Annotated in this window: 15 protein-coding genes; 5 read left to right on the plus strand and 10 right to left on the minus strand. The window is 69.6% G+C overall.

The features are described from left to right. Positions 1–35 precede the first annotated feature (35 nt). The gene (locus KBC94_RS16540) at positions 36–1,034 is read left to right on the plus strand and encodes a tripartite tricarboxylate transporter substrate binding protein (RefSeq protein WP_366934724.1); all 999 of its coding nucleotides are present in this window, start codon (positions 36–38) and stop codon (positions 1,032–1,034) included. Between the two features lie 143 nt (positions 1,035–1,177). On the opposite strand, the gene KBC94_RS16545 is transcribed toward KBC94_RS16540, so the two are convergent. From KBC94_RS16545 to KBC94_RS16565, 5 genes are read right to left on the minus strand one after another with little or no spacing between them, the layout of a single operon-like run. Continuing rightward, positions 1,178–1,495 (minus strand): hypothetical protein, encoded by a 318-nt coding sequence (locus tag KBC94_RS16545; protein WP_294372373.1) that lies wholly within the window; start codon positions 1,493–1,495, stop codon positions 1,178–1,180. After that, a complete protein-coding gene (locus KBC94_RS16550; protein ID WP_294372376.1) occupies positions 1,492–2,310 on the minus strand; it encodes an SDR family oxidoreductase in 819 nt (272 codons plus the stop codon). Before KBC94_RS16550 ends, KBC94_RS16545 begins: the two co-directional genes overlap by 4 nt. A gap of 39 nt (positions 2,311–2,349) precedes the next feature. Then, positions 2,350–3,336 (minus strand): tripartite tricarboxylate transporter substrate binding protein, encoded by a 987-nt coding sequence (locus KBC94_RS16555; protein WP_294372379.1) that lies wholly within the window; start codon positions 3,334–3,336, stop codon positions 2,350–2,352. Positions 3,337–3,382: 46 nt separating this feature from the next. Continuing rightward, positions 3,383–3,829 (minus strand): PaaI family thioesterase, encoded by a 447-nt coding sequence (locus KBC94_RS16560; RefSeq protein ID WP_294372381.1) that lies wholly within the window; start codon positions 3,827–3,829, stop codon positions 3,383–3,385. Then, positions 3,826–5,343: an AMP-binding protein gene (locus KBC94_RS16565; protein WP_294372382.1), complete on the minus strand. Its 1,518-nt coding sequence runs from the start codon at positions 5,341–5,343 to the stop codon at positions 3,826–3,828. Before KBC94_RS16565 ends, KBC94_RS16560 begins: the two co-directional genes overlap by 4 nt. Before the next feature lie 234 nt (positions 5,344–5,577). On the opposite strand from KBC94_RS16565, the gene KBC94_RS16570 reads away from it, so the two are divergent. Beyond that, positions 5,578–6,267 (plus strand): response regulator transcription factor, encoded by a 690-nt coding sequence (locus KBC94_RS16570; protein WP_294372384.1) that lies wholly within the window; start codon positions 5,578–5,580, stop codon positions 6,265–6,267. An 8-nt stretch (positions 6,268–6,275) separates the two neighbouring features. Next, positions 6,276–8,201 (plus strand): ATP-binding protein, encoded by a 1,926-nt coding sequence (locus KBC94_RS16575; protein ID WP_294372387.1) that lies wholly within the window; start codon positions 6,276–6,278, stop codon positions 8,199–8,201. Here the strand turns inward: KBC94_RS16575 and KBC94_RS16580 are convergent. Both KBC94_RS16580 and KBC94_RS16585 read right to left on the minus strand, forming a co-directional pair. Further along, entirely contained in the window at positions 8,167–11,433 is a 3,267-nt protein-coding gene (locus KBC94_RS16580) for a filamentous hemagglutinin N-terminal domain-containing protein (protein ID WP_294372390.1), read from the minus strand. The genes KBC94_RS16575 and KBC94_RS16580 overlap by 35 nt on opposite strands. 79 nt (positions 11,434–11,512) lie before the next feature. Beyond that, complete coding sequence (locus KBC94_RS16585; protein WP_294372392.1) at positions 11,513–13,246, minus strand: ShlB/FhaC/HecB family hemolysin secretion/activation protein; 1,734 nt, start codon at positions 13,244–13,246, stop codon at positions 11,513–11,515. A 192-nt stretch (positions 13,247–13,438) separates the two neighbouring features. Between KBC94_RS16585 and KBC94_RS16590 the strand changes: the two genes are divergently transcribed. Further along, positions 13,439–13,696 (plus strand): helix-turn-helix transcriptional regulator, encoded by a 258-nt coding sequence (locus tag KBC94_RS16590; protein ID WP_294372396.1) that lies wholly within the window; start codon positions 13,439–13,441, stop codon positions 13,694–13,696. A 3-nt stretch (positions 13,697–13,699) separates the two neighbouring features. Further along, a complete protein-coding gene (locus KBC94_RS16595) occupies positions 13,700–15,028 on the plus strand; it encodes a pitrilysin family protein (protein WP_294372399.1) in 1,329 nt (442 codons plus the stop codon). 47 nt (positions 15,029–15,075) lie between these two features. Here the strand turns inward: KBC94_RS16595 and KBC94_RS16600 are convergent, their stop codons facing one another. The 3 genes from KBC94_RS16600 to KBC94_RS16610 all read right to left on the minus strand — a co-directional run bounded on the left by KBC94_RS16600 (position 15,076) and on the right by KBC94_RS16610 (position 19,377). Further along, the gene (locus KBC94_RS16600; protein WP_294372401.1) at positions 15,076–15,972 is read right to left on the minus strand and encodes a universal stress protein; all 897 of its coding nucleotides are present in this window, start codon (positions 15,970–15,972) and stop codon (positions 15,076–15,078) included. A gap of 63 nt (positions 15,973–16,035) precedes the next feature. Continuing rightward, on the minus strand, positions 16,036–16,224 hold the full coding sequence (locus KBC94_RS16605) for a hypothetical protein (protein ID WP_294372404.1): 189 nt from the start codon (positions 16,222–16,224) through the stop codon (positions 16,036–16,038). Between the two features lie 219 nt (positions 16,225–16,443). Further along, positions 16,444–19,377 carry a DEAD/DEAH box helicase family protein gene (locus KBC94_RS16610; RefSeq protein WP_294372408.1) on the minus strand — a complete coding sequence of 978 codons (2,934 nt, stop codon included), beginning with the start codon at positions 19,375–19,377 and terminating at the stop codon, positions 16,444–16,446. Positions 19,378–20,217 lie beyond the last annotated feature (840 nt).

The raw sequence follows: 20,217 nt of genomic DNA on the forward strand, positions 1-20,217 counted from the left end.
CCCGCATCCACCACGAAGAACCCAGGAGACACACCATGATGCACATTGCACGCCGTTCGCTGCTCGGGCTGGCCCTCGCCGGCACCACGGGAGCGCTGGGCCTCGCCGGCTCGCTGCCGGCCGCGGCCGAGGCCTCGCCCGCCTATCCCGATCCCAACCGGCCCATCCGCATGGTCGTGCCCTATCCGGCCGGCGGCGCCACCGACGTGCTCGCGCGCCTGGTGGCGCAGAAGCTGGGTGAGGCCTGGAAGGTGCCGGTGGTGGTCGACAACCGCCCCGGTGCCAGCGGCACCCTGGGCACACAGCTGGTGGCGCGCGCCGCGCCCGACGGCCACACCGTGCTCTTCAGCATCGTGGCGCTGGTGCAGCAGATCCCGCTCATGAACCTGCCCTATGACCCGCTCAAGGACTTCGTGCCGGTCACGCGCGTGGCCCTGAGCCCCAGCATCCTGGCCGTGCCGCGCAGCACGCCGGCCTCGAACGTGCGCGAGTTCGTGGAGCTGGTGAAGGCGCAGCCGGGCAAGTACAGCTACGGCTCCTACGGGGCGGGCAGTTCGTCGCACATCCAGGGCTCGCTGCTGAACCTGCAGGGCGGCCTGGACATGGTGCACGTGCCCTACCAGGGCGGCGCCCCGCTGGTCAACGCGATGATGGGCGGGCAGCTGTCGGCCGCGTTCGTGGACGCGGGCTCGTCACGGCCGCACCTGCCCAAGTTCAAGCTGCTGGGCATCACCGGCACGCAGCGTGTGAGCTGGCTGCCCGATGTGCCCACCTTCAAGGAGCAGGGCCTCACCGGCTTCGAGCCGCTGGGCTGGTTCGGCATGCTGCTGCCGGCGGGCACGCCGCAGCCGGTGGTGCAGAAGTTCTCGGCCGAGTCGCTGCGCATCCTGGCGCTGCCGGACGTGCGCGAGAAGATCGAGGCGCTGGGCCTGGTGCCCGCCGGCGACACGCCGGCCGAGTTCGCCGCCGTGCTGCGCAGCGATGCGGCGGCCTATGCGGCCATCATCCGGGACGCGCAGATCCGGTTGAACTGAAGAAGCCTCGACTGCGGTGGACGGCTCAAGGCGGGCCGCATCGCGCCGCAGCCAGAGCCTCTCTCCCCTCGCGGAAGAGGGGGTGGGGAGAGGGGGCGCATCCATCGGCCCCCTTCGGTCAAAAGCCGCCCCAGCTCTCCGCCCTATTTCGACGCCCCCACCGCCGCATAGCGGAAGGTCGCCATGCCCCGCGCCACGGTCCGCCCCTGCGCATCGCGCAACTCGGCCTCGCAGAAGCACACCGACCGTCCGCCACCGGTCGCCTGGGCCTGGGCCTGTGGCGAATCCCCCGGCACGCCGCTGAACATCAGCTGCATGTCGATGGCCGCCAGCGGGCGGCGAACATCGTCCAGCCGGCTGCGGGCCGCGCGGGCCAGGGCGGCATGCAGCAGCACGGTGCTGCGCAGGGCGTCGTCGCCTGCCGCGCAAGCCTCCACGTCGCTGCCGGCACCGGCGCTCATCGGCGGCTGGCCGCGGCAGCGGCGCTGAAGTCGCGCGGGCCGGTCAGCGCCAGGCCGCCGTCCACCGGGATGATGGCGCCGGTCACATAGCTGCCCCAGTCGCTGGCCAGCAGCATGGCCATGCGGGCGATGTCCTGCGTCTGCCCCAGCCGGCGCAGCGGCACGCGCCGGGCCATGGCGGCCAGCGTGTCGTCGGTGGGCGCCAGGCGGCGCAGGCCTTCGGTGTCGGCGATGGGCCCGGGCACGATGGAATTGACGCGGATGCCCTGCGGGCCCCACTCCATGGCCAGCACCTGGGTCAGCATGTCCACGCCCGCCTTGGCCGCGCACACATGCGCCTGGAAGGGCGTGGGCGTGAAAGCCTGGCTGGCGGAGATCTGGATCACGCATGCCCCCGGCTGTCGCAGGTGCGCATGGGCCAGCCGGGCCACATGGAAGCTGCCCAGCAGGTCGATGTCCACCACCGTGCGGAAGGCATTGGGCGACATGTCCAGCACGCTGGCCAGGAAGTTGCCGGCCGCGCCGGACACCAGCACGTCGATGGGCCCGAAGCGGGCGGCCGCGGCTTCCAGCGCGGCCTGCACGGCCTCGGGCTGGCGCACGTCGGCCGCCTGGCCGAAGGCCTCGGCGCCTTTGGCTTCGAGCTGCGACACGGCAGTGGCCACCTTGTCGGCCGAGCGGCTGATGAGCGCGATGCGCGCACCGGCCCGCGCAAAGCCCTGCGCGATGCCGAAGTTGATGCCGGAAGAGCCGCCGGCCACGAAGACATGGCGGCCGGAGAAGTCGAACACGGGAGCGGCGGGGGATGCAGTCATGGCAAAGGTCCTGTGGAAGGGCGTGGGCAGCGGGCTGCGCTACTCGGGCTTGAAGCCGATCTCGGCCAGCATCTTCTGGTCGCGCGCGAACTGCTCGCGGGCGAAGGCGGCATGGGCCTCGGGCGAACTCGGCTGCGGCACCATGTCGTACAGGTCGAGCTGGCGCAGGTAGGCCGGCGAGGCGGAAGCCGCGCGGAAGGCCTCGTGCAGCCGCTGCACCATGGGCGCAGGCAGCCGCTTGGGCGCGACCAGGCCGACGGGCGACTCGATCACGAAGTCGTGGCCCAGCTCGCGCAGCGTGGGCACGTCCGGATGGTTGGGCAGCCGCTGCGCGGTGAAGGTGGCCAGCAGGCGCACGCGCCCGCCCTGCACCTGGGCACCGAAGCCGGGATCGGAGTACACGTCCAGGTGGCGTCCGATCAGCGCCTGGAAGGCTTCGCCGCCGCCCTTGTAGGGCACCATGTTGAAGGAGGTGCCCGCCGAGCGAGCCAGGCGCTCGGCCGTGATGCGGTTGATGCTGATGGCGCCCACGTTGCCCCAGCTGATCTTGCCGGGCCGCGCCTTGGCGTCGGCCATGAGCTCGTCGAAGCGCTTCCAGGGCGCATCGGCCGCCACGCACACGCCGGTGGTCAGGCCGAACAGGTTGCCCAGGTAGCTGAAGTCCTTGAGCGGATCCCAGTTCACCCGCTGCACCAGCGGGGCGCGGATCACGGAGTTGTGGATCACGGCGATGGTGTAGCCGTCGGCCTCGTTCATCAGCGCCACGTTGGCCGTGCCCGTCACGCCGCCGGCGCCCGGATGGTGCATGAGCACCACGGGCTGGCCGAGCTCGCGCGAGGCGGCCTCGGCCAGCGCGCGGATCACGGGGTCGAAGGAGCCGCCTGGCGGGAAGGGCAGCACCAGCTGGATGGGGCGGCTGGGGTAGGGCGCATTGGCCCGGGCCGTGAAGGCCATCGGGACGGCACTCAGTGCGGCCAGGCCGGCGACGAGGCGCCGGCGGCGCGGCGAGGCGATGACGGTGGTCATGGGTCGTGTCTCCTTCGTTGTGGTGGGGTCGGCAGGCAGTGCGCGGTCAGCGTGGAAGCGGCAGGTAGCGGAAGCTGCCATGCGCCCGCGCCACCGTGCGGCCCCCGGCATCGGTGGCGACGGCGCGGCACCAGACCACCTGGCCATCGGTGGCCACCACCTGCGCATCGGCGGTGAGCGTGCCGTGGCCCGGCTCCAGGAAGCTGGTACTCAGGTTGAGCGTGACGGCGGTGCGCGCGAAGTCCACCTGCGAGACGGCCGCGCTGGCCATGGCCACGTCCAGCAGCGTGGACACCACGCCGCCATGCACGGCGCCGATGACATTGCCCAGCTCTTCGCGGGCGTCCAGGCTCATGCGTGCGCGGCCGCCCGCCGAGTGCTCGCGCCGCATCTGCAGCAGCGCGCAGAAGGGCACCCTGGCAAAGAGCTGGCGCGGATCGTCGCCCGTCACCGGGCGCGGACCGGCAACGGGGGCCTGCGGCGCGGCGCTCATGAGGCGGCGCGCGCCTGCTCGCGCAGCACGTTCTTGAGCACCTTGCCGGCGGCCGACAGCGGCAGTTGCGGCAGCACCGTCAGGCTTCGCGGGCACTTGTAGCCGGCCAGCCGCTCGCGGCACCAGTCGCGCAGTGCATCGAGCGTCGGTGCTTCGGTGCCCGGCCGGGCGACAACCACCGCATGCACGTGCTCGCCCCAATGGGCATCGGGCAGTCCGATCACGGCCGCCTGGGCCACGGACGGATGGCTGCGCAGGGCGCCTTCCACCTCGGCGCAGTACACGTTCTCGCCGCCCGTGATGATCATGTCCTTGATGCGGTCGACGATGCGCAGGTAACCCTCGGCGTCCATGCAGCCCGCATCGCCCGTGCGGAACCAGCCGTCACGGAAGGCCGCCGCGGTGGCCTCGTCGTTGCGCCAATAGCCGCGCGTGACCATGGGTCCGCGCACCACGATCTCGCCCACGGTGCCACGGGGCACAGGCTGGCCGCCTTCGTCGACGATCTCGATCTCGGCGCCCAGCCCGGCGCGGCCCACGGACTGCAGGCGGCCCGCGGCACGCGCCTCGGCCGAGCGGTGGTTGACCGGCAGGTTGATGCACACCGCGCCGGCCGTCTCGGTCAGGCCATAGGCCTGGAAGAACTCGGCATGCGGCCAGGCCAGCAGGGCCCGGTCGAGCAGGTCGGGCGGCATGGGCGCCGCACCGAAGGCGATGCGGTCCAGGCTGCGCACGCGCCGGGGCGCGAAGCCCGGCTCGTCCAGCAGGGCCTGCAGCATGGTCGGCACCAGGATCACGTCGGTGATGCCGTGGCGCTCGATGGCCGCGAGCACATCGGCCGGCCGGAACTGGGCCATGGTGATGGCGCTGCCGCTGACCAGCGTCTGGCCCACCAGGCGGCCCAGGCCCGCCACGTGGAAGAGCGGCGCCACCAGCAACGACACCGACTCCGGCGCGTTGTTGAGCTCCGCACCGCGCGTCATCGACGCCGTCCAGAAGTTCGCATGGCTGAGCACCACGCCCTTGGCGCGCCCGGTGGTGCCGCCGGTGTAGAGCAGGCAGGCCACCGCATCGCCGCCGGTGCGGGTGTCGGGCACCGGCGGGCAGGTGGCGGCTTCGTCCGCCAGCGCCGCCAGGCGCAGCACCGGCACATCGAGGCCGTCCGGCATCGCGGACGCCAGGCCGTCGCCCACCAGCAGCAGCCGCGCGCCGCTGTCGGCCACCGCGTGGGCCACCTCGGCCGCCGACCAGCGCACGTTGAGCGGACAGGCCACGGCCCCCAGCCACCAGCAGGCATGGAGGGCGCGCACCAGCAGGTCGTCGTTGGGCGCCAGCAGGGCCACGCGATCGCCGGCCGCCACGCCGCGCCCGCGCAAGGCCGCAGCATGGTGCGCGACGTCGTCCAGCAGTTGCGCAAAGCGGTGCTGCCGCACGAAGCCGTCACCGACGTGGGTAAGGGCAATCTTCTCGGGATGTCTCTGCAGGGCGCGATGCAGGCCTTGGGTGAGGTACACGGTGCGGACGCTCGGGGCGGGTTCGTTCAGACGGCCCGAGCGTAGGCAGCGCCGGCGCCGCACCCAATGGCTGGATCGGTCGGGGGCGTTGGCGAAACCTTCCAATCGGGCCGGTGCGTGGGAGCGGTGCCCAAGTACCCCTCGCCGCCAGCGAGGATGGCCGACCGGACGCAGGGTGCCCCCATGTCCATGGGGGTTCCACCTGCAAGCCTGACGCTAAGCTCGGGCCTGCCCATGCCCAATCCGCCCCCTTCGCCGACCTCGCGCTGGCGCGTCGTCCTCCTCGAGGACGATGCAGACATCCGACGCTTCTTCGCCGACTGCGTTCGGGCGCATCCCGATCTGGCGCTGGCCGGCGAGTTCGGCCTGCTGGCCGACGCGCAGGCCTGGTTCCGGGATGCGGGCCAGGCCGACATCCTGCTGACGGACCTGGCACTGCCGGACGGCAATGCGCTGTCGCTCCTGCGCGAGGTGGCGCGCAGCCAGCCGGGGTGCGACGTGCTCGTCATCTCCGTCTTCGGCGACGAGGACACGGTGCTCGCCTGCGTCGAGGCCGGCGCCGTCGGCTACATCCAGAAGGACTCCACCCCGGCCGACGTGGCCCGCACCCTCGTGGAGATCAAGCAGGGTGCCTCGCCCATCTCGCCGATGATCGCGCGCAAGCTCCTGCTGCGGATGCGGCGTCCGGCGGACGAAGCACCGGCCGCGGAGCAGGGTGGCAGCCCCGGCCTGACGCCGCGCGAGGCCGAGGTGCTGGACCTGATCGCCCGCGGCTATTCCTATGCGGAGATCGCCCGGCTGCAGGGCATCACCAAGCACACGGTGCAGGGCCACATCAAGAACCTCTATGCCAAGCTCGCGGTGCATTCGCGCGGTGAAGCCGTTTTCGAGGCAGGCCGCATGGGCCTGCTGGGCGGGCGCTGAGGCGAGCCGTGGGCCGGGCGCCGTTGTCATCGCTGGCGCTGTGGCTGCTGCTGGTGCTGACCGGCGTCGCCGCATCGCCGTGGGCCCATGCAGCCGGCGTGCAGACGCTGGACACGGGCGTGGTGGACATCCGTCTGGCGCGCGGTGGCACCGAACAGGCCCTGCCAGTTCGACTGCCGTTGCATTGGGACGTCCTGCGCCCCCGCCAGGCCGGCTGGGCCGTGCTGCGTCTGCGCTTCCAGTCCGACATGCCCGCTGGCGCCGAGTCGATGGCCCTGATGATCGGGCGCATCGGCAATGCCTACCGTGTGCGGCTCAATGGCGCGGTGGTGGGCGCCGCCGGCCGCATCGACCGCATCAACGACGGCTGGTCCAACAAGCGGCCCGTGCTGATCCTGCTGCCCGTCGCACAACTGCGGGCGGACAACGAACTGGAGATCGTCATCCGCGCCGACAGCAGCCGGCGCGCCGGCATCGGCGTGGTCCAGGTCGGACCGGAGCACACCATGCGCGTGGCGTGGGACGCCCAGGAATGGCGCCGCGTCACCCTGCCGCGCGCGGTGTCGCTGCTGTCGGCCATGATCGCCGCCTTCGCGCTGATGCTGTGGCTGCAGCAACGCGAACGCCTGTACCTGCTGGCGGCCGGCTGCGTGCTGCTGTGGAGCCTGCGCATCGCCACGCTGACCTGGGAAAGCGACCGCTTCGACTGGCACTTGTGGTTCCGCATCACGCTGCTGATCTTCTGGCTCGGATGCCTGATCACCTACCTGCTGGTGCGCAGCGTCTGGGAGCGGCGGCCCCGCGTGGAGTCGCGCCTCGCGTGGGCGCTGTTCGCGGCCGGCCCGATGGTCGCGGCATCCGGATGGTGGTTGCCGCCCCTTGTGGCCGCCAATGCCGTGACCGCGTGGATGGTCGCGCTCGTGACCGCCTGGCTGGCCCTGGCGCTGCACCTGGGCTGGACGCTCTGGCGCGCAGGCGTCCGACCCGACAGCGCGCGCCTGTGGATGCTGGCCATGCTGCTCATCGGCTGGGCCAGCCTGGTGCGCGACGTCCTGCTGGCGCGGATCCTGGGAGCGGGCTACGAAGCACTGGGCTGGACCGTCCTGGCTGCGATGTTCGTGGACATCGCCGTGCTGTGCATCGCCGGGACGCGGTTCCAGCAGGCACGCCGGCAGGTCGACCGCTTCCAGCAGTCGCTGCAATCGCGTCTGGCCGAGCGCGAGCGCGAGCTGGCCGTGCAGCACGCGCGGCTGCAGAGCCTGGAAGTGGAGCGGTCGGTGGCCGCGGAGCGCCAGCGCATCCTTCGCGACATGCATGACGGCGCCGGGGCCCACCTGGTGACGGCGATGCGTCAGATCGAAGGCGGCCAGGCATCCCGGGCGCAGGTCATGCAGACGCTGCGCGATTCGCTGGACCAGCTGCGCCTGTCCATCGACGCGCTGAACCTGCCGTTGGGCGACGTCAATGCCCTGCTGGCCAGCCTGCGCTTTCGCCTGCAAGGGCGCATCGAGGACGCCGGCCTGCAGCTGGAATGGTCGGTCCCCATGCTGCCGCCCTGGGCGGGCGCCACCGAAGCCGCCATGCGGCACCTGCAGTACATCCTGCTCGAGGCCATCTCCAACGTGCTGCAGCACGCCCGCGCCACCACGCTCGTCGTGCATGCCGAGGCGGAACCGACGGCGATCGCGCTGCGCCTGGAGGACGACGGCTGCGGCCTGGGCGAGGGACGCGGCAACGGGCTGGCATCGATGGCGCAGCGTGCACGGCAGGCCGGCGTGGATCTGGCGGTCGCGCCCCGGCGGCCGGGCCCCGGCACCCTGGTCCGGCTGCGGCTGCCGGCCGCCGCATCGGGACCTGCGGCCGCGCCCGGCGCGGCGGCCAGTCCCGCGACGGAACGCGTCACTGCGTCTGCCGCACCTCGCCCTCGGGCGTGATGACGACGCGCGTGCCGCCCTTCTCGCCTTCGTAGATCACCACATCCTCGGTGTCGTCCACGGTCTCGCCGGCTTCCTCGCGGCCGGCGATCACCATCTCGCGCAGGATCCGGGCCCGGACGGCGTCGCGCTCGGCAGGCATCTCGGCCTGTTCCAGCTCGGCGGCCAGGATGCCCAGCGGCACCTCCAGCGGCGTGCGTGCGACACCGGGTGTGCCGTCGGGATTGGTGCTGGACTTCTTGACGGTCAACGCGCGCTGCAGGCCTTCCCAGAAGGGGTCGCTCTCGCCCTCGCCGTAGCCCAGGCCCTGCAGCGTGCCGAGCCCCTTGAACAGTGCCTGGCGCATGTGCGGCCCCATGTACTCGGTGGCCTGGTACAGCTCGGGGCCCACGGCCTGGGCATAGCCAGCCTCGGCGAGCACCCCGTCCTGCTCGCGGCGCGACTCGGCCTCGCGGAAGCGCTTCAGTCCACGCTCGCCCAGGGTCTCGCGCACCACGTCCTCCGCCGCCTGCGTCCACTCGGCCAGCCCACCGTCCCCGCTGTCGTCGCGCACCACAGAAGCCGGCACGCCCGGCATGCTCGATGGTGCCGGCGGCCCCGGCTCGAACAGGGGGCGCGGCGGCGGTGGCAGATCGCTGGGCCGGGGCTCTGGGACCAGCGCAACGCCCGGCGCGGGCGCGGCCGGTACCGGGGGCGCGGTGGGCGCTGCCGCAGGCGCTGGCGCCGGCGTAGGTGAAGGCGCAGACGGCGGTGGCGCTGGAGATGGCGGCTGCGGAGCCGGGCCAGGGCCAGGGCCAGGGCCAGGGCCAGGGCCCGGAGGCGGAGGCGGAGGCGATGGCGGCGGTGGCGCGGGGGGCGGGACCTCCCTCACCCCATTCGACTGGCCAGGGGCGGTCGCCAGCTGCGGCGGCGTGGCTGCCGAGGCAGTCACCGTGGCCAGCGCCTCGGGCGTTTGGACCAGCACCCGGCGCAACTCGCTGACCGCCAGCGTGCGGGCCTCGGTCGAGCTGGAATTCAGGCCTTCGCGCTGGCCCTGCTGAGCCAGGGTGCTCACGGTCAGCACCTGGCGGCCGAAGCCGACGGCCCGGACGCCGGCCAGGCTCTCGTCGTAGCGCATCGCCTCGGTGGACGCCGAGGTGCGCTCGGAGACCCTGCGGCTGCTGCTGTCGGGCAGCCGGAAGAAAACCTGGCCGTCCAGCAGCGCGCCGCTGGTGGTTTCGCTGAACTCGGATCGTCCTCCGCTGGCGGCACTGCTTTGAACCGGCGACCCCCGCAGCGTCAGCGTCGGATAGGCGATGGCATCGACACCGACGCCATTCGTCAGTCCGCGCAGGTCCGCCATCGGCACGCTGCGCTCGACTTCGCCCGTGGTGCGGTCCACGTATTCGACGGTGGTGCCGTCGGCGCCCATGCGCCAGCCCCGACGTTCGTCCAGTCCGGGCTGCACGCTGAACTGCAGCTCCGGCCGTCCCGGCGCCACGGCGACCGTCGGCGGCTCGGCCGCCAGGACTGCCGCGGCGTTGGTCACCCGCCGACCGTCCGCGCCGTACACCTGCCGTGTCGCGGCATCCCCCGTGTCGACCAGGACACCGCCACTGGCCAGCACCTGCACCACGCTGCCGGAGGCCAGTGCCACCGTGGCGGCTTCACGTCCACTGGCGTCGAGGAAGCGCATCCGGTCGCTGCCGCCGCGCTCGACGATCACCCACCCGCCCTGGCTCAGGCCCTTCACGCTGTATTCCGTCGGCGGTGCCGTGTCGGTGCCCGACCGGGTCTGGGTGCCCACCGCGAGTGTCTGCACCACCCGGCCCGTGGCGTCGATGCGGCGCAGGGTATAGGTCTCGAAGACGGATCGGCTCTGCGACTCGGTATGCGTTTCGTCGGCCGCGGTGGTCGACGTGCTGACGCCGCTTTCCAGGCGCTGCACGGTGAGCACGACGTACTGGCCGTCGCCGGCCTGCGCCACATCGACCAGCGTGTGCTTGTCCGCCGAATCGCTGCTCTGCCACTGGAAGCCGCCGTTGCCGACCGGTCCTGCCGTGTTGGTGGACTGCCCGGTGCCGGTCAACTCGACGAGGCTGGATCGTTCGTAGGTGAATTCGCCCGTTTCGCGCACGTCGACGCGGCCGTACTGCCTCAGGTCGGGGCCCTCCGCGGAATGGCCGCGTGCGTGCACGACTCGCGTCGCCGGTGGCAGGAGCACCTGCGCTGCCTCGATGTCGATCAGCCCGCCGGTGGCCAGGGGTTGGCCCGCCACGGCAGTACCACCATCGGCCGCCACGTCCACCGACGGGGCCAGGCGCACGGTCTGGCCGGCCGAGAGCCGGATCGCGCCCGCATCGGCACCGGGCGTGCCCGACACGTCCAGCCGCGCATCGCCTTCCACGCGAAGTTCGCTGGCGGCGCGCGCCACGATCTGCCCCGCCGCCCGAGGATCGGACAACGCCCTCACCGGCCCGGCCAGCCGGACGGTGTCCGCAAAGAAGCCGGCCGCCCCCCGTGGCGCCTCGATCTCTCCGGCCAGGTCGATGCGGCTGCCCACGGGCCCGGTGAGCGTGAATGTCATCTGTCCCAGCTGCGGGCTGGCGATGCTGACCTCGCGCGCCGCAGCGGCGATCACCTGGCCGCTGGGGGCCTCGATGCGGCTGCCCTTTTCGCTGACGATGCGTTCGCGCGCGATGAGCCACACCTGGCCGCCTTCGCCGGCCGTGCGGGTGGTGATCTGCGCGCCATCCTGCAGCAGGATGCGGTTGGCATTCGGATTCAGCACGTCCACGCCGGACTCGCATGCGATGGCGTTGGCGCAGGCGAAGCGGTAGTTGCCGGCCAGGAAGTCCTCGTCGCGCAGTGCCAGCGTGGAAGTCACGAGCCCGGCCACATCCACCCGCGCACCGGCACCGAAGACGATGCCGTTGGGGTTGATGAGGAACACCCGGCCGTTGGACTGCAGCGTGCCCTGGATGTCGCTGAAGGCGGTGCCCGTGACGCGGTTGAGCACGGCGCTGAGCGCCGTCTGCTGGTCGAAGCGCACGGTGCGGTTGGCGCCGATGGAAAAGCTGTCCCAGTTCAGGATGGCGCCCGGGCTGTTGATGATCTGCAGCCCGTTGCTGAACTGGTTGATCACGGCCGAGCCGTTGACCAGCTGGGCATTGAGCGGCAACTGGGCGCGGGCCGACGGGGCGCAGGCGAGCAGCGCGGCCAGGGCCAGCGGTGCGAGACGCAGCGGTCGCATCGGCCGAAGCGGGCGGCGCGCGGAGCAGGTGTTGGGTTTCATCGGAAGCCTTTGCGGGCGCAAGCCCATGCCGCACACATCAGAAGGGCCAGTCGAGCTGCAGGTGCAGCCGCCGGTCGCCGCGCCGGCTCACGGGCAGATGGCGCTCGCGCAGCACCTGGCCCAGGGCGGCCGACAGGCGCGGGCCGCGGGCCGCGTTGGGCTGCCATTGCCAGCCGAGCCCCGCCGTCACGGCGCTGGCCGAGCGGGCCTCGCCCGCCTGCGGCGCCTGGCGATGCAGGGCGGCGGCATCCAGCATCAGGCCCCAGCGATGGCCGGCGCTGAGCGGCCACCAGTACTCGGTGGCCAGCGCCAGGCCCCGGTCGCCGGACAGCTCGCTTTCCTCCAGTCCGCGGACCAGGGTGGCGCCGCCGGTGCGCATCTGCTGGGCCGGCACCAGCGCGTCGTCGCTCCATTGGCCTTGCGCGCGCAGCACCCATTCCTGCCCGGCGCCCTGCGCGCGACGCAACTCGGCCGCGAGTTGCAGGCTGTTCCAGTGGACCGGCGCCTGGGCGCGGGCACGGGCATAGTCGGCCGCCGAGGAATGGGCGCCCCAGCCGGTGTTGTGCCGCCACTGCACCTGCCCGAATGCGCGCCAGGGCCCGCTCTGCCAGGTGGCACCCAGCGCGAATGCCAGCGGTGCCATGCCCACCTTGCCGCCGAGGTTGGTGCCCGAGAAATCGATCACGTCCTCATGCACCGCATACTCCAGCGCCACCTCGGCATAGGGCTCCAGCCCGGCCACGCGCGGCAGCAGCCGGCGCAGCGCCAGCACGCCGCCGTCGCTGTTGCCGGCCACGTCGAAGTAGTCGTTCACGCGCCCGGGCCGGCTGCGCGAGGACTGCAGTTCCACCGACACCAGGCTGCTCCATGTCGGCAGCGGCTGCTGGTAGCGCAGCGCGAACTGGTGTTGGCGCGAGGGCTGGCGCAGCGAAGTCATGGCCGTGAGGTCCAGCGACCGACCCGCGCCGAACAGATCGCCATGGCCGAGCTGCATGCGCAGCCGCTCGCGGCCGGTGGCTTCCTGGCCGGCGTTGTCCAGCAGCGCACGGCCGTAGAACGCGCCGTCGCCCTCGACCCGCACGCGTGCCTCCAGTGGCGGCGGGACATCGCGGGGCGCCAGCCGCGGACGCCCCGGCGGCGGTTGCGTGCGCGGCGTGTCCTGCGCGGAGGCGATGGTCTGACCCGGCTGGCTGTCGAAGGGCTGCGTGGGCGCGGGCGGCGCAGCGGGCGCCGCAGGCGCGTCGACCGGCCGGAAGTCCAGCGCCCAGCGCCGGTGCGGCTGCAGATTGGCGAGTCGCAGCTGCTGGTCCAGCACGTCCAGATTGGGGCTCTCGCCTTCGCGCAGCGCGGGCAGCGCCGCGTGTACAGCCTCCAGACCCGCGGCGGCCCCGTCCGTCGTCCCGTCGTCGGCCAGCACGGCGATGCGCGCGACCCGCAAAGCATGCACCCGGACCAGCAGCACGCCACCCTGTGCCACGGGGCGGTCCACGCTGACCAGCCGCAGTCCTGCCGCATCGTGGGCTGCGGCCACCGTCAAACGCACACGTTCCAGCAGGGCCTCGTCCATCGGCTTCCCCTGCAGGTCCGCCACGGCGGCCTGCAGCCGCTCCGCCGGAACACCCGAGCGGCCCAGGATGACCACACTTTCGAGGCGCGGCGGAACGGGTGCCTGTGCGCCAGGCAGGGGTTGCGCCTGCGAGGGCATCCAGGCGCCGACGGCCAGCGTGCCGACACACCACGCGCCGGCCTGCCATGCCCTCGCACGCCTCATGCGTGGCAGGCTGCGTTGTGCCGAATCCGCATCCATCACCCTTGTCATGCCCCGCTTGGTCTGTCTGGCGGGCAGTATGGAAGTGGCGGCACAGGGCTCGACAGCCATACTCATGGCCTTGACAGCGCGATGCGGGCGTGATGGGGCCGACGTGGCGCAGCCCCACGCCGGGCTGCCAGCGACAATGCCCCGATGGCCCAAGGCAAGCGCATTTCCACCGACATCGGCGACGACGCCCTCCACACCATCCAGACCCTCGGCGCCGCGGCCAAGGCGGCCCGGCTGGCCGCCGGCGAAGGCCAGGCCGCCGCGGCTGCGCGCCTGGGCGTGCACGTGCAGACCATCGGCCGCATCGAATCCGGCGAGCCGGGCGTCTCCGTCGGCCACATGGTCGGCCTGCTGGCGCTGTACGGCATCTGCGTGCAGCCGCTGCAGGCGCGGGGCCGCTGAGCGATGGCGTCGATCTCCCATTCGCCTTCGGCCGCCCTCGTCCGCACGTTGCCCAATGGCGTGCGTTTGCTCGCCGTGCCCATGCCGCAGGTGCAAAGCGCCAGCGTTGGCGTCTTCCTGCGCGTCGGCTCGCGCGACGAGACGCCGGCCACCAACGGCATCAGCCATGTGCTGGAGCACATGGCCTTCAAGGGCACGGCCACGCGCTCGGTGCAGGCCATCAACCTCGACGCCGAGCGCCTGGGGGCCGACGTCAACGCCTTCACCGGCAAGGACAGCACCGCCTACTTCATGACCGGCCTGGGTCGGCATGCGAACGACCTGCTTCGCATGACGGCGGACATCGTGCTCAACAGCACCTTTCCCGAAGACGAACTGCAGCGCGAGCTGGAGGTGATCCGGCAGGAGGCCATCGAGTACGACGAGGACCCCCAGGACAGCGCCGACGACCTGCTTGACCGCGCCATCTGGGGCGATGCCCCGATGGGCATGCCGGTGATCGGTACGCTGGAGAACATCGAAGGTTTCCGCCGTGACGATCTCGTGCGCCATGTGCAGGCGCACTATGTGGGCGGCAATGCTGTCGTGGCGGCCGCCGGCCACTTCGACGTCGAAGGCTGGCTGGCGCTGGCGGAAGAACTCTTCGGCGCCATGCCGGCCTCACCCGCTGCACCAGCGACGCAGGCGCCTGCGCCTGCCGCCTACGTCGGCCAGGCCCTGGCGCGGCGCTTCACCCAGGTGTCGCAGGTGTTCGTGAACATCGCCTATCCCATCGCGCCGTCGGACACGCATGCGGTGGCGCAGACACGCTGGCGCCTCACGGCCCAGCTGGCCGCCAACCTGCTGGGCAACGGCATGTCGTCCCCGCTGTCGGACACCATCCGCGAGAAGCTGGGTCTGGCCTACACCGTGGACGCCAGCATCGACAAGGGCGACATCTGGGCCAACTTCGTGGTCAGTGCGGTGACCACGCCGGACAAGCTGGACGCGCTGGTCACGGCCACCGGCGACCTGCTGCGCGCGCATGCGACGGCCGTCGATCCCGTGCACCTGGAGCGCGCCCGCAACCAGCTGACCGTGTCGCGCGTGCGCACCGCCGAACGCACCTACGGCACGATGGAGCAGGCGGTGGAAGAGCTGCTGGCCACCGGCACGGTGATGCCCATGGACGAGGCCCTGGCGCTGATCGAGGACATCGGCGCCCATGAAGTGCGCGCCGTGTTCGAGGGCATGCTCGCGCATGCGCCGGCGGTGGCGATCACGGGCAAGGCCGCCACGGCACGGCAGGCCAAGGCGCTGTCGGCACGCCTGAGCGCGCTGCCGCGAGGGTAGACGCAGGCTGCACGGAGCCGGCGCCTACGCCCGGCGTGAGTCGCCCGTCAGTGCACCATCAACACCGGCAGGGTCATCGATGCCAGCACGCTCCGCGTCATGCCGCCCGTCGCCCACTCGTGAACGCGACTGTGGCCCCAGCAACCCATGACCAGCAGCCCGGAGCCCAGATCGGCGGCGAGCGAAAGCAGGCGCTCGGGCGCGTCGCCGTGCTCGCGCCCGCCGTCATGGACCACGGCGTCGATGCCGTGCTGTTGCAGGTACTCCTTCAACGGCGCCAGTTCCTGCAGGGCCGCGTCCGAATACGACACCAGGTCGACGCCCCGCGCAAGCCGCATCCAAGGGATGGCCGCTGAGACGGCCCTGGCGCACTCCCGCGTCGGCCGCCAGGCCACCAGCACGCGCCGGCCCAGGATGTCGAAGCGGCCCGCCCACGGCACCATCAGCGTGGGCTTGCCGCTCGCGATCATCACGGCGCTGACGAAGCCGGCGGAAACCTCGTCCACCTGCGGATCGGACGGATCGCGCTGACCCAGCACCACCAGGTCGTGGAACAGCGCGCACTGCGCGAAGGCCCAGGGCGTGCTGCCGCGCGGTGACAGCCAGCCGATGCGGTCCGTGTCAGCGGCCACGGTGTCGAAGGTCGTCCGTGCCCGGTCGAGCGCCTCCCGATCCAGGGTCTGGAGCGACGACAGCGCCGCACCGGTGAAATCCATGGCGTAGGGGTAGCGCTCGTACGCGCTGAGGATGCACGGGAGCGCATGGCAGTGCGCATCGAAGGCCCGCGCGAGCTCCGCCGCGAGTCTCAGCCGCGCGGCGCCGTGCGGCGAGCTGTCGAGGTGGACGAGGATGGATCGGGGTAGGGTCGACATGGTTGCGCCTCTCGCATGCGCCGACGGCACGAGCGTCTCGCCGCGTCGGCGCTCAAGGCGGAACGGACGCATCCCATCGACGAAGAAGGGATGTCGCCATCGTGCGCGTCCTTCAGGAACGCGATTTGCGCTCTGTCAAATGCCCGGCTGGGCAGGTCCGCCGGCACGGCGGCTCTTGATCTCGCCGAGCGTGGCGCCAGCAGTAGCTTCCTGCTCAAGCCGCGCCGCCAACCTGCTGCCGTCTGTGTTGCCGCCTGGCATACGAAAGAAGCGGTCAAAGACCCGTGCTTGGTATTCGGGCGGGACATCGGGGCCGGTGTCCACGCCTCCCGTCTTCAGCGGCGGCTTTGCAGCGGTAGCCGTCCTTCCGGCTATCCTCTCGACCGGCCGGTTCCGGCCAGAAGCTGACATCACGGGTAACGCCCGAGAGCGGACGCAAGACCGCAGTGCGGGAGGAGACGCTGGACGGAGATCAGCCAGCGATGGACCTCGCGATTGACTTCGTCCGTCTTGTGCCTGGGGCCAAAGGGTCGGGCCACTTGCCTAAGGATTGCTTACCATCCAGCGCAGCTCGACACCCTGTGCAGTCAAGCTGTCGTTGGCTGCGGCCATGACAGTGCGAACATTCTCCACAATGCCTTGCGATGCCAACCCAGGCTGAACGGCATAGACGTTGAGCTGATAAGCGATTGGGTCGTAGGCTTTAAGCAGCTCAAGCGCATCATTCCGATTGCCAACAATGAACGGCGACACACCGCCCCGTGGCCGGGCCAACGTGCGCCTTTCGACGTGGCGCAGCAGAAGCTCTTTGCGCTGGAACTTTCCTGACTTGGCAGACTGGCCCGCGAGCTCGTAGACGTCGTCAACCCGCTCGCCCGACACCGGCCCACCAGCGCCCTTGCAGTGATACAGCGAGATAGATAAGCGCTGTCCAGGTAGCTCCTTGGCAACAATAAAGTCGGCCGCCTCTCCTGATCGGTGGTCGTACAAGACGAAGGCTGCGCCTGCATTGGCGACAAGATGGTCCTGCAAGAACTTCTGGACGGTCGGTCGCGCGGGGTTGCGGTTGTCGAACTCGACGTCTATGTCGCAGCCTGCCCAGTCGTGCACCACGATGCTCTCTGGCCGCAGTCCGGCTCCTTGCCGGCGTCGAGTCAGCGTGCTGCGGGTGAACGAGTCGAGCTCTTTGGTGAAGAAGGTGAGCGAGTTGTCTTCAAGCCACTCCTCCAAGGACTCGTACTGCCCCTCTGAAGAGTTGACGCGAAAGCGCGGCTCATCGTCGAGCAATGCATAGTGCGGGCTTTGGGCAAGCCGGTACCGCACACGCCGATGGCGGACACCATCCCCGACACGGAACTGCAAGGACAAGCCATCACCAGCAACCGCAATGTTGCTGACTTCGAGGTCAAGCACGCAGGTCGAGACGGCTTCACCGCCATCGCCAATCAAGACCTGCGGGTTGTCACGGTACGCATCTTTGCCCCAGTCCGTCATGCAGGTTGTTGCAGGCAAGCGCTGAAGGGATTCACCAAACGACAACAAGTCAAGACCCGAACGCCCGATGTTGACCTGGTTTGCAGTGATGCGGCCATGGAGGGCATCCATCCAGTCAATGATCTCTGGAATCGATAGCTTGCCGTTAGACCATACTCGGCCGCCTGCGCTTGCCCCGATCACCTCAGCCGCACCATTGACTTGGCCGCGGCCCATGAAGTGGCCCTGGGTGAAGTTCGCGGCGTCCGTGTCGCGCACTCCTCGGTCAGCGTTGCTGCCCGCAACGATGCGGTAGGACTCTGCGGTGGCGGTGGGTGAAGTGCTTCGTATGCCGACGCTGTAGAACTCCTGGTCGCTCATACCATTGAGGACCTTGCGCAGCTGCTCGAACGCCAGCGGTATGGCGCTGCCGTCAAAGAAGAACTCGATGAGCTCTGCGTAGTAACGCTCGGACCTTTCAGTGGCAGTGATAAACAGCAGCTGCGAGGCAGGGAAATACTTCAGCAAGAAGCACTCGTGCGACGCGTCGATGAGATGGTCGTCGCGGTACCAGACCGGCGAGCGCACCAACTTGGTCAGCAGCAGGTAAGTCGTGCCATCGTCGCTCTTCCAAGCATTCGTCACCTGTAGCGCCTTCAAGGCCTCGGGCGACTCGTCGAAGTCGGGCGGCTGACCGGTCCGGTAAGCAGCTATGTGCTGTGAGAGACGGAAAGCACCTGGGTTGACAGCTTCGTAGTCGGCTGAAGGGTGTCCGGCCTGCGCAAAGGCCTGAAGAGCTTCTCGCTCCCGAATAGCAAGTTGCTGGCGCACCCCCACCACGTCGGCAAGGAGAACATCCCAGTCGACACCTTCACGGTAGAGCTCGGAACTCTCGGAGTCAACTTCACGGGGCACCGCAAGGAAGGTAGCGGCGCCTGTGTTTTGGTCGTTGGTACGAGCAAACCGTCCGATGAATTGAAGTGTGGGTACGAGCGTCTTGTGGGCGCTATGCAGGACCGCGATCTTGAACTTCGGAAAGTCGTAGCCCTCTCCGAACATGTCCACGCAGACGACGCCATCAAGCTCCCCGTCTTGCAGCTTGCGCTCGGTCTCCTCTACCTGCTGCTTAGACTTTCGGCTTGAGACAGCCTCTACGCGAAGACCCGCCGCGACGTAGGCCGTGGCGAGGCGCTCCGCATCCACCACGCGCTCGGTGCGGGCCAGGATTCGGTGCTGCAGGCCAAGCGCCTGGTCACGGCGGAAAACCTCCACCGCGCGAGCGACAAGCGCAGCATCTTTCGCCTCTGGCAGCGCCTCAGGAGCTACGACGACCGGGACGAAACTGACCTTGCCAAAGGCACTCTCTTCAACGGCTCTTCGCAAGGGGTAGTAGAAGACCAGCCGACCTGGGAGCTGGCGTCGGTCACGTCGAAACGGGGTGGCCGAGAGCAGTACGTGACGAGCATTCGGTGTGGCTCGAATGAACTCGGACCAAGTACGGGCTGGCGAGTGGTGGCCCTCATCCATCAGCACGAGGTCAAACAGGTCGTCGGGTGGCACGGGCACTCCGGCAATCTCCGGGCTGGCGGAGTACGGTGTGCAGACCACCACGTCGAAGGCCTCGAGGCGCCGCCAATCTTCAATTGAGTTGATGCGGTCCTCGACAACTTCTACGGCCGGGCCCGGTAGCTCAGCTTCAGAGGGCAGCGCCGTCAGCTTCCTGAGCGTCTCAAGGCTGCGAAATGCCTTGGCAGTTTGCGTGCGCAGCGCGTTGGTTGGCGTGACCACCAAAACTCGCCGGCATCTGGCCAAAAAGCAGGCAGCGGTGAGGACGGCGGTCTTTCCGTAGCCCGTTGGCAGCGAAAGGATGCCTGGTTCCTGTCGTTCGATAAGGTGCGCCGCCAGAGCATAAAGCGCTCCAACCTGACCTCGCCGCAGGCCCGTGTTTGGGCCAGTCCCCTCGCGCAGTACAAATCGAGATGCGTTATCTTGAAAGTACGACAATGAATGCCTCCCTTGAGATGTTTTTGCGCCAATCTTGACGTCTATCGCTTGGGCGTGGAATCCCCCTTAGGATCCTTCTGCCCATTGACCGCGGGCGTAGAGCGTACCGCCTCGTCCAAGTTCACATCACTCAACAACGACAGCTGCAGCGGGAAGAGCAGCGCATCTGCCAACTCTTCGCGCACACGCTAAGCCATTAGCCGGCGGATGTTGTCTTCGCCAGCTACACATGGCCGCCCATGGTCAGCGGTCCAAAAGGCTGCAAGGCCACTGGACTGCAGAGGCCCGCGAGCGTCCGGTCTTGAGCGGCGCCAAAGTCCGCTGAGGGCCCATCAGAGACATTCGCGCCGCCAGAATGCAGACGCTCGTGTGCCACACAGCTAACTTCACTTTGGCGCTTGACGAATACGTCGAAGGGTGTCAGAAAACGCGACTCCAAGTTGCATGCGTTGGGCCGTATGCAGGTAACGAGGGAAACCTTCACACCGGGCTCGATACACGTCTTCGCCACCCCTTCTCAATTGGATGTAGAAATCTTTCTTGGTGCTTTCGTAGAGCTCTTTAGACCAAGCATCTAGCGCCTCACGCCGACTGACGCTGCCCCCGGCCTTCTGTTCAAGTAACCTTTGCCAACGGGTTTCAATCTCGCCGAGCACGGCAGCGTTACGCGCACGCCAATCCTCAACCGCAATACTGTTTGCTGCAGCACTAGCTGTCATGTCTCAATAGGTTGTTCACCCGGAAGGGTCTGGGAGACTGGAGTTACCACGCTTCAGTCACCAGAGGGACCTTCCGAGTGAACAGCCATAAGAATGCCAGATTGACCTTCGAAGGGCGCAA

The sequence above is a fragment of the Pseudacidovorax sp. genome (assembly GCF_017991995.1).
In the GTDB taxonomy this organism is placed as follows: domain Bacteria; phylum Pseudomonadota; class Gammaproteobacteria; order Burkholderiales; family Burkholderiaceae_C; genus Xenophilus.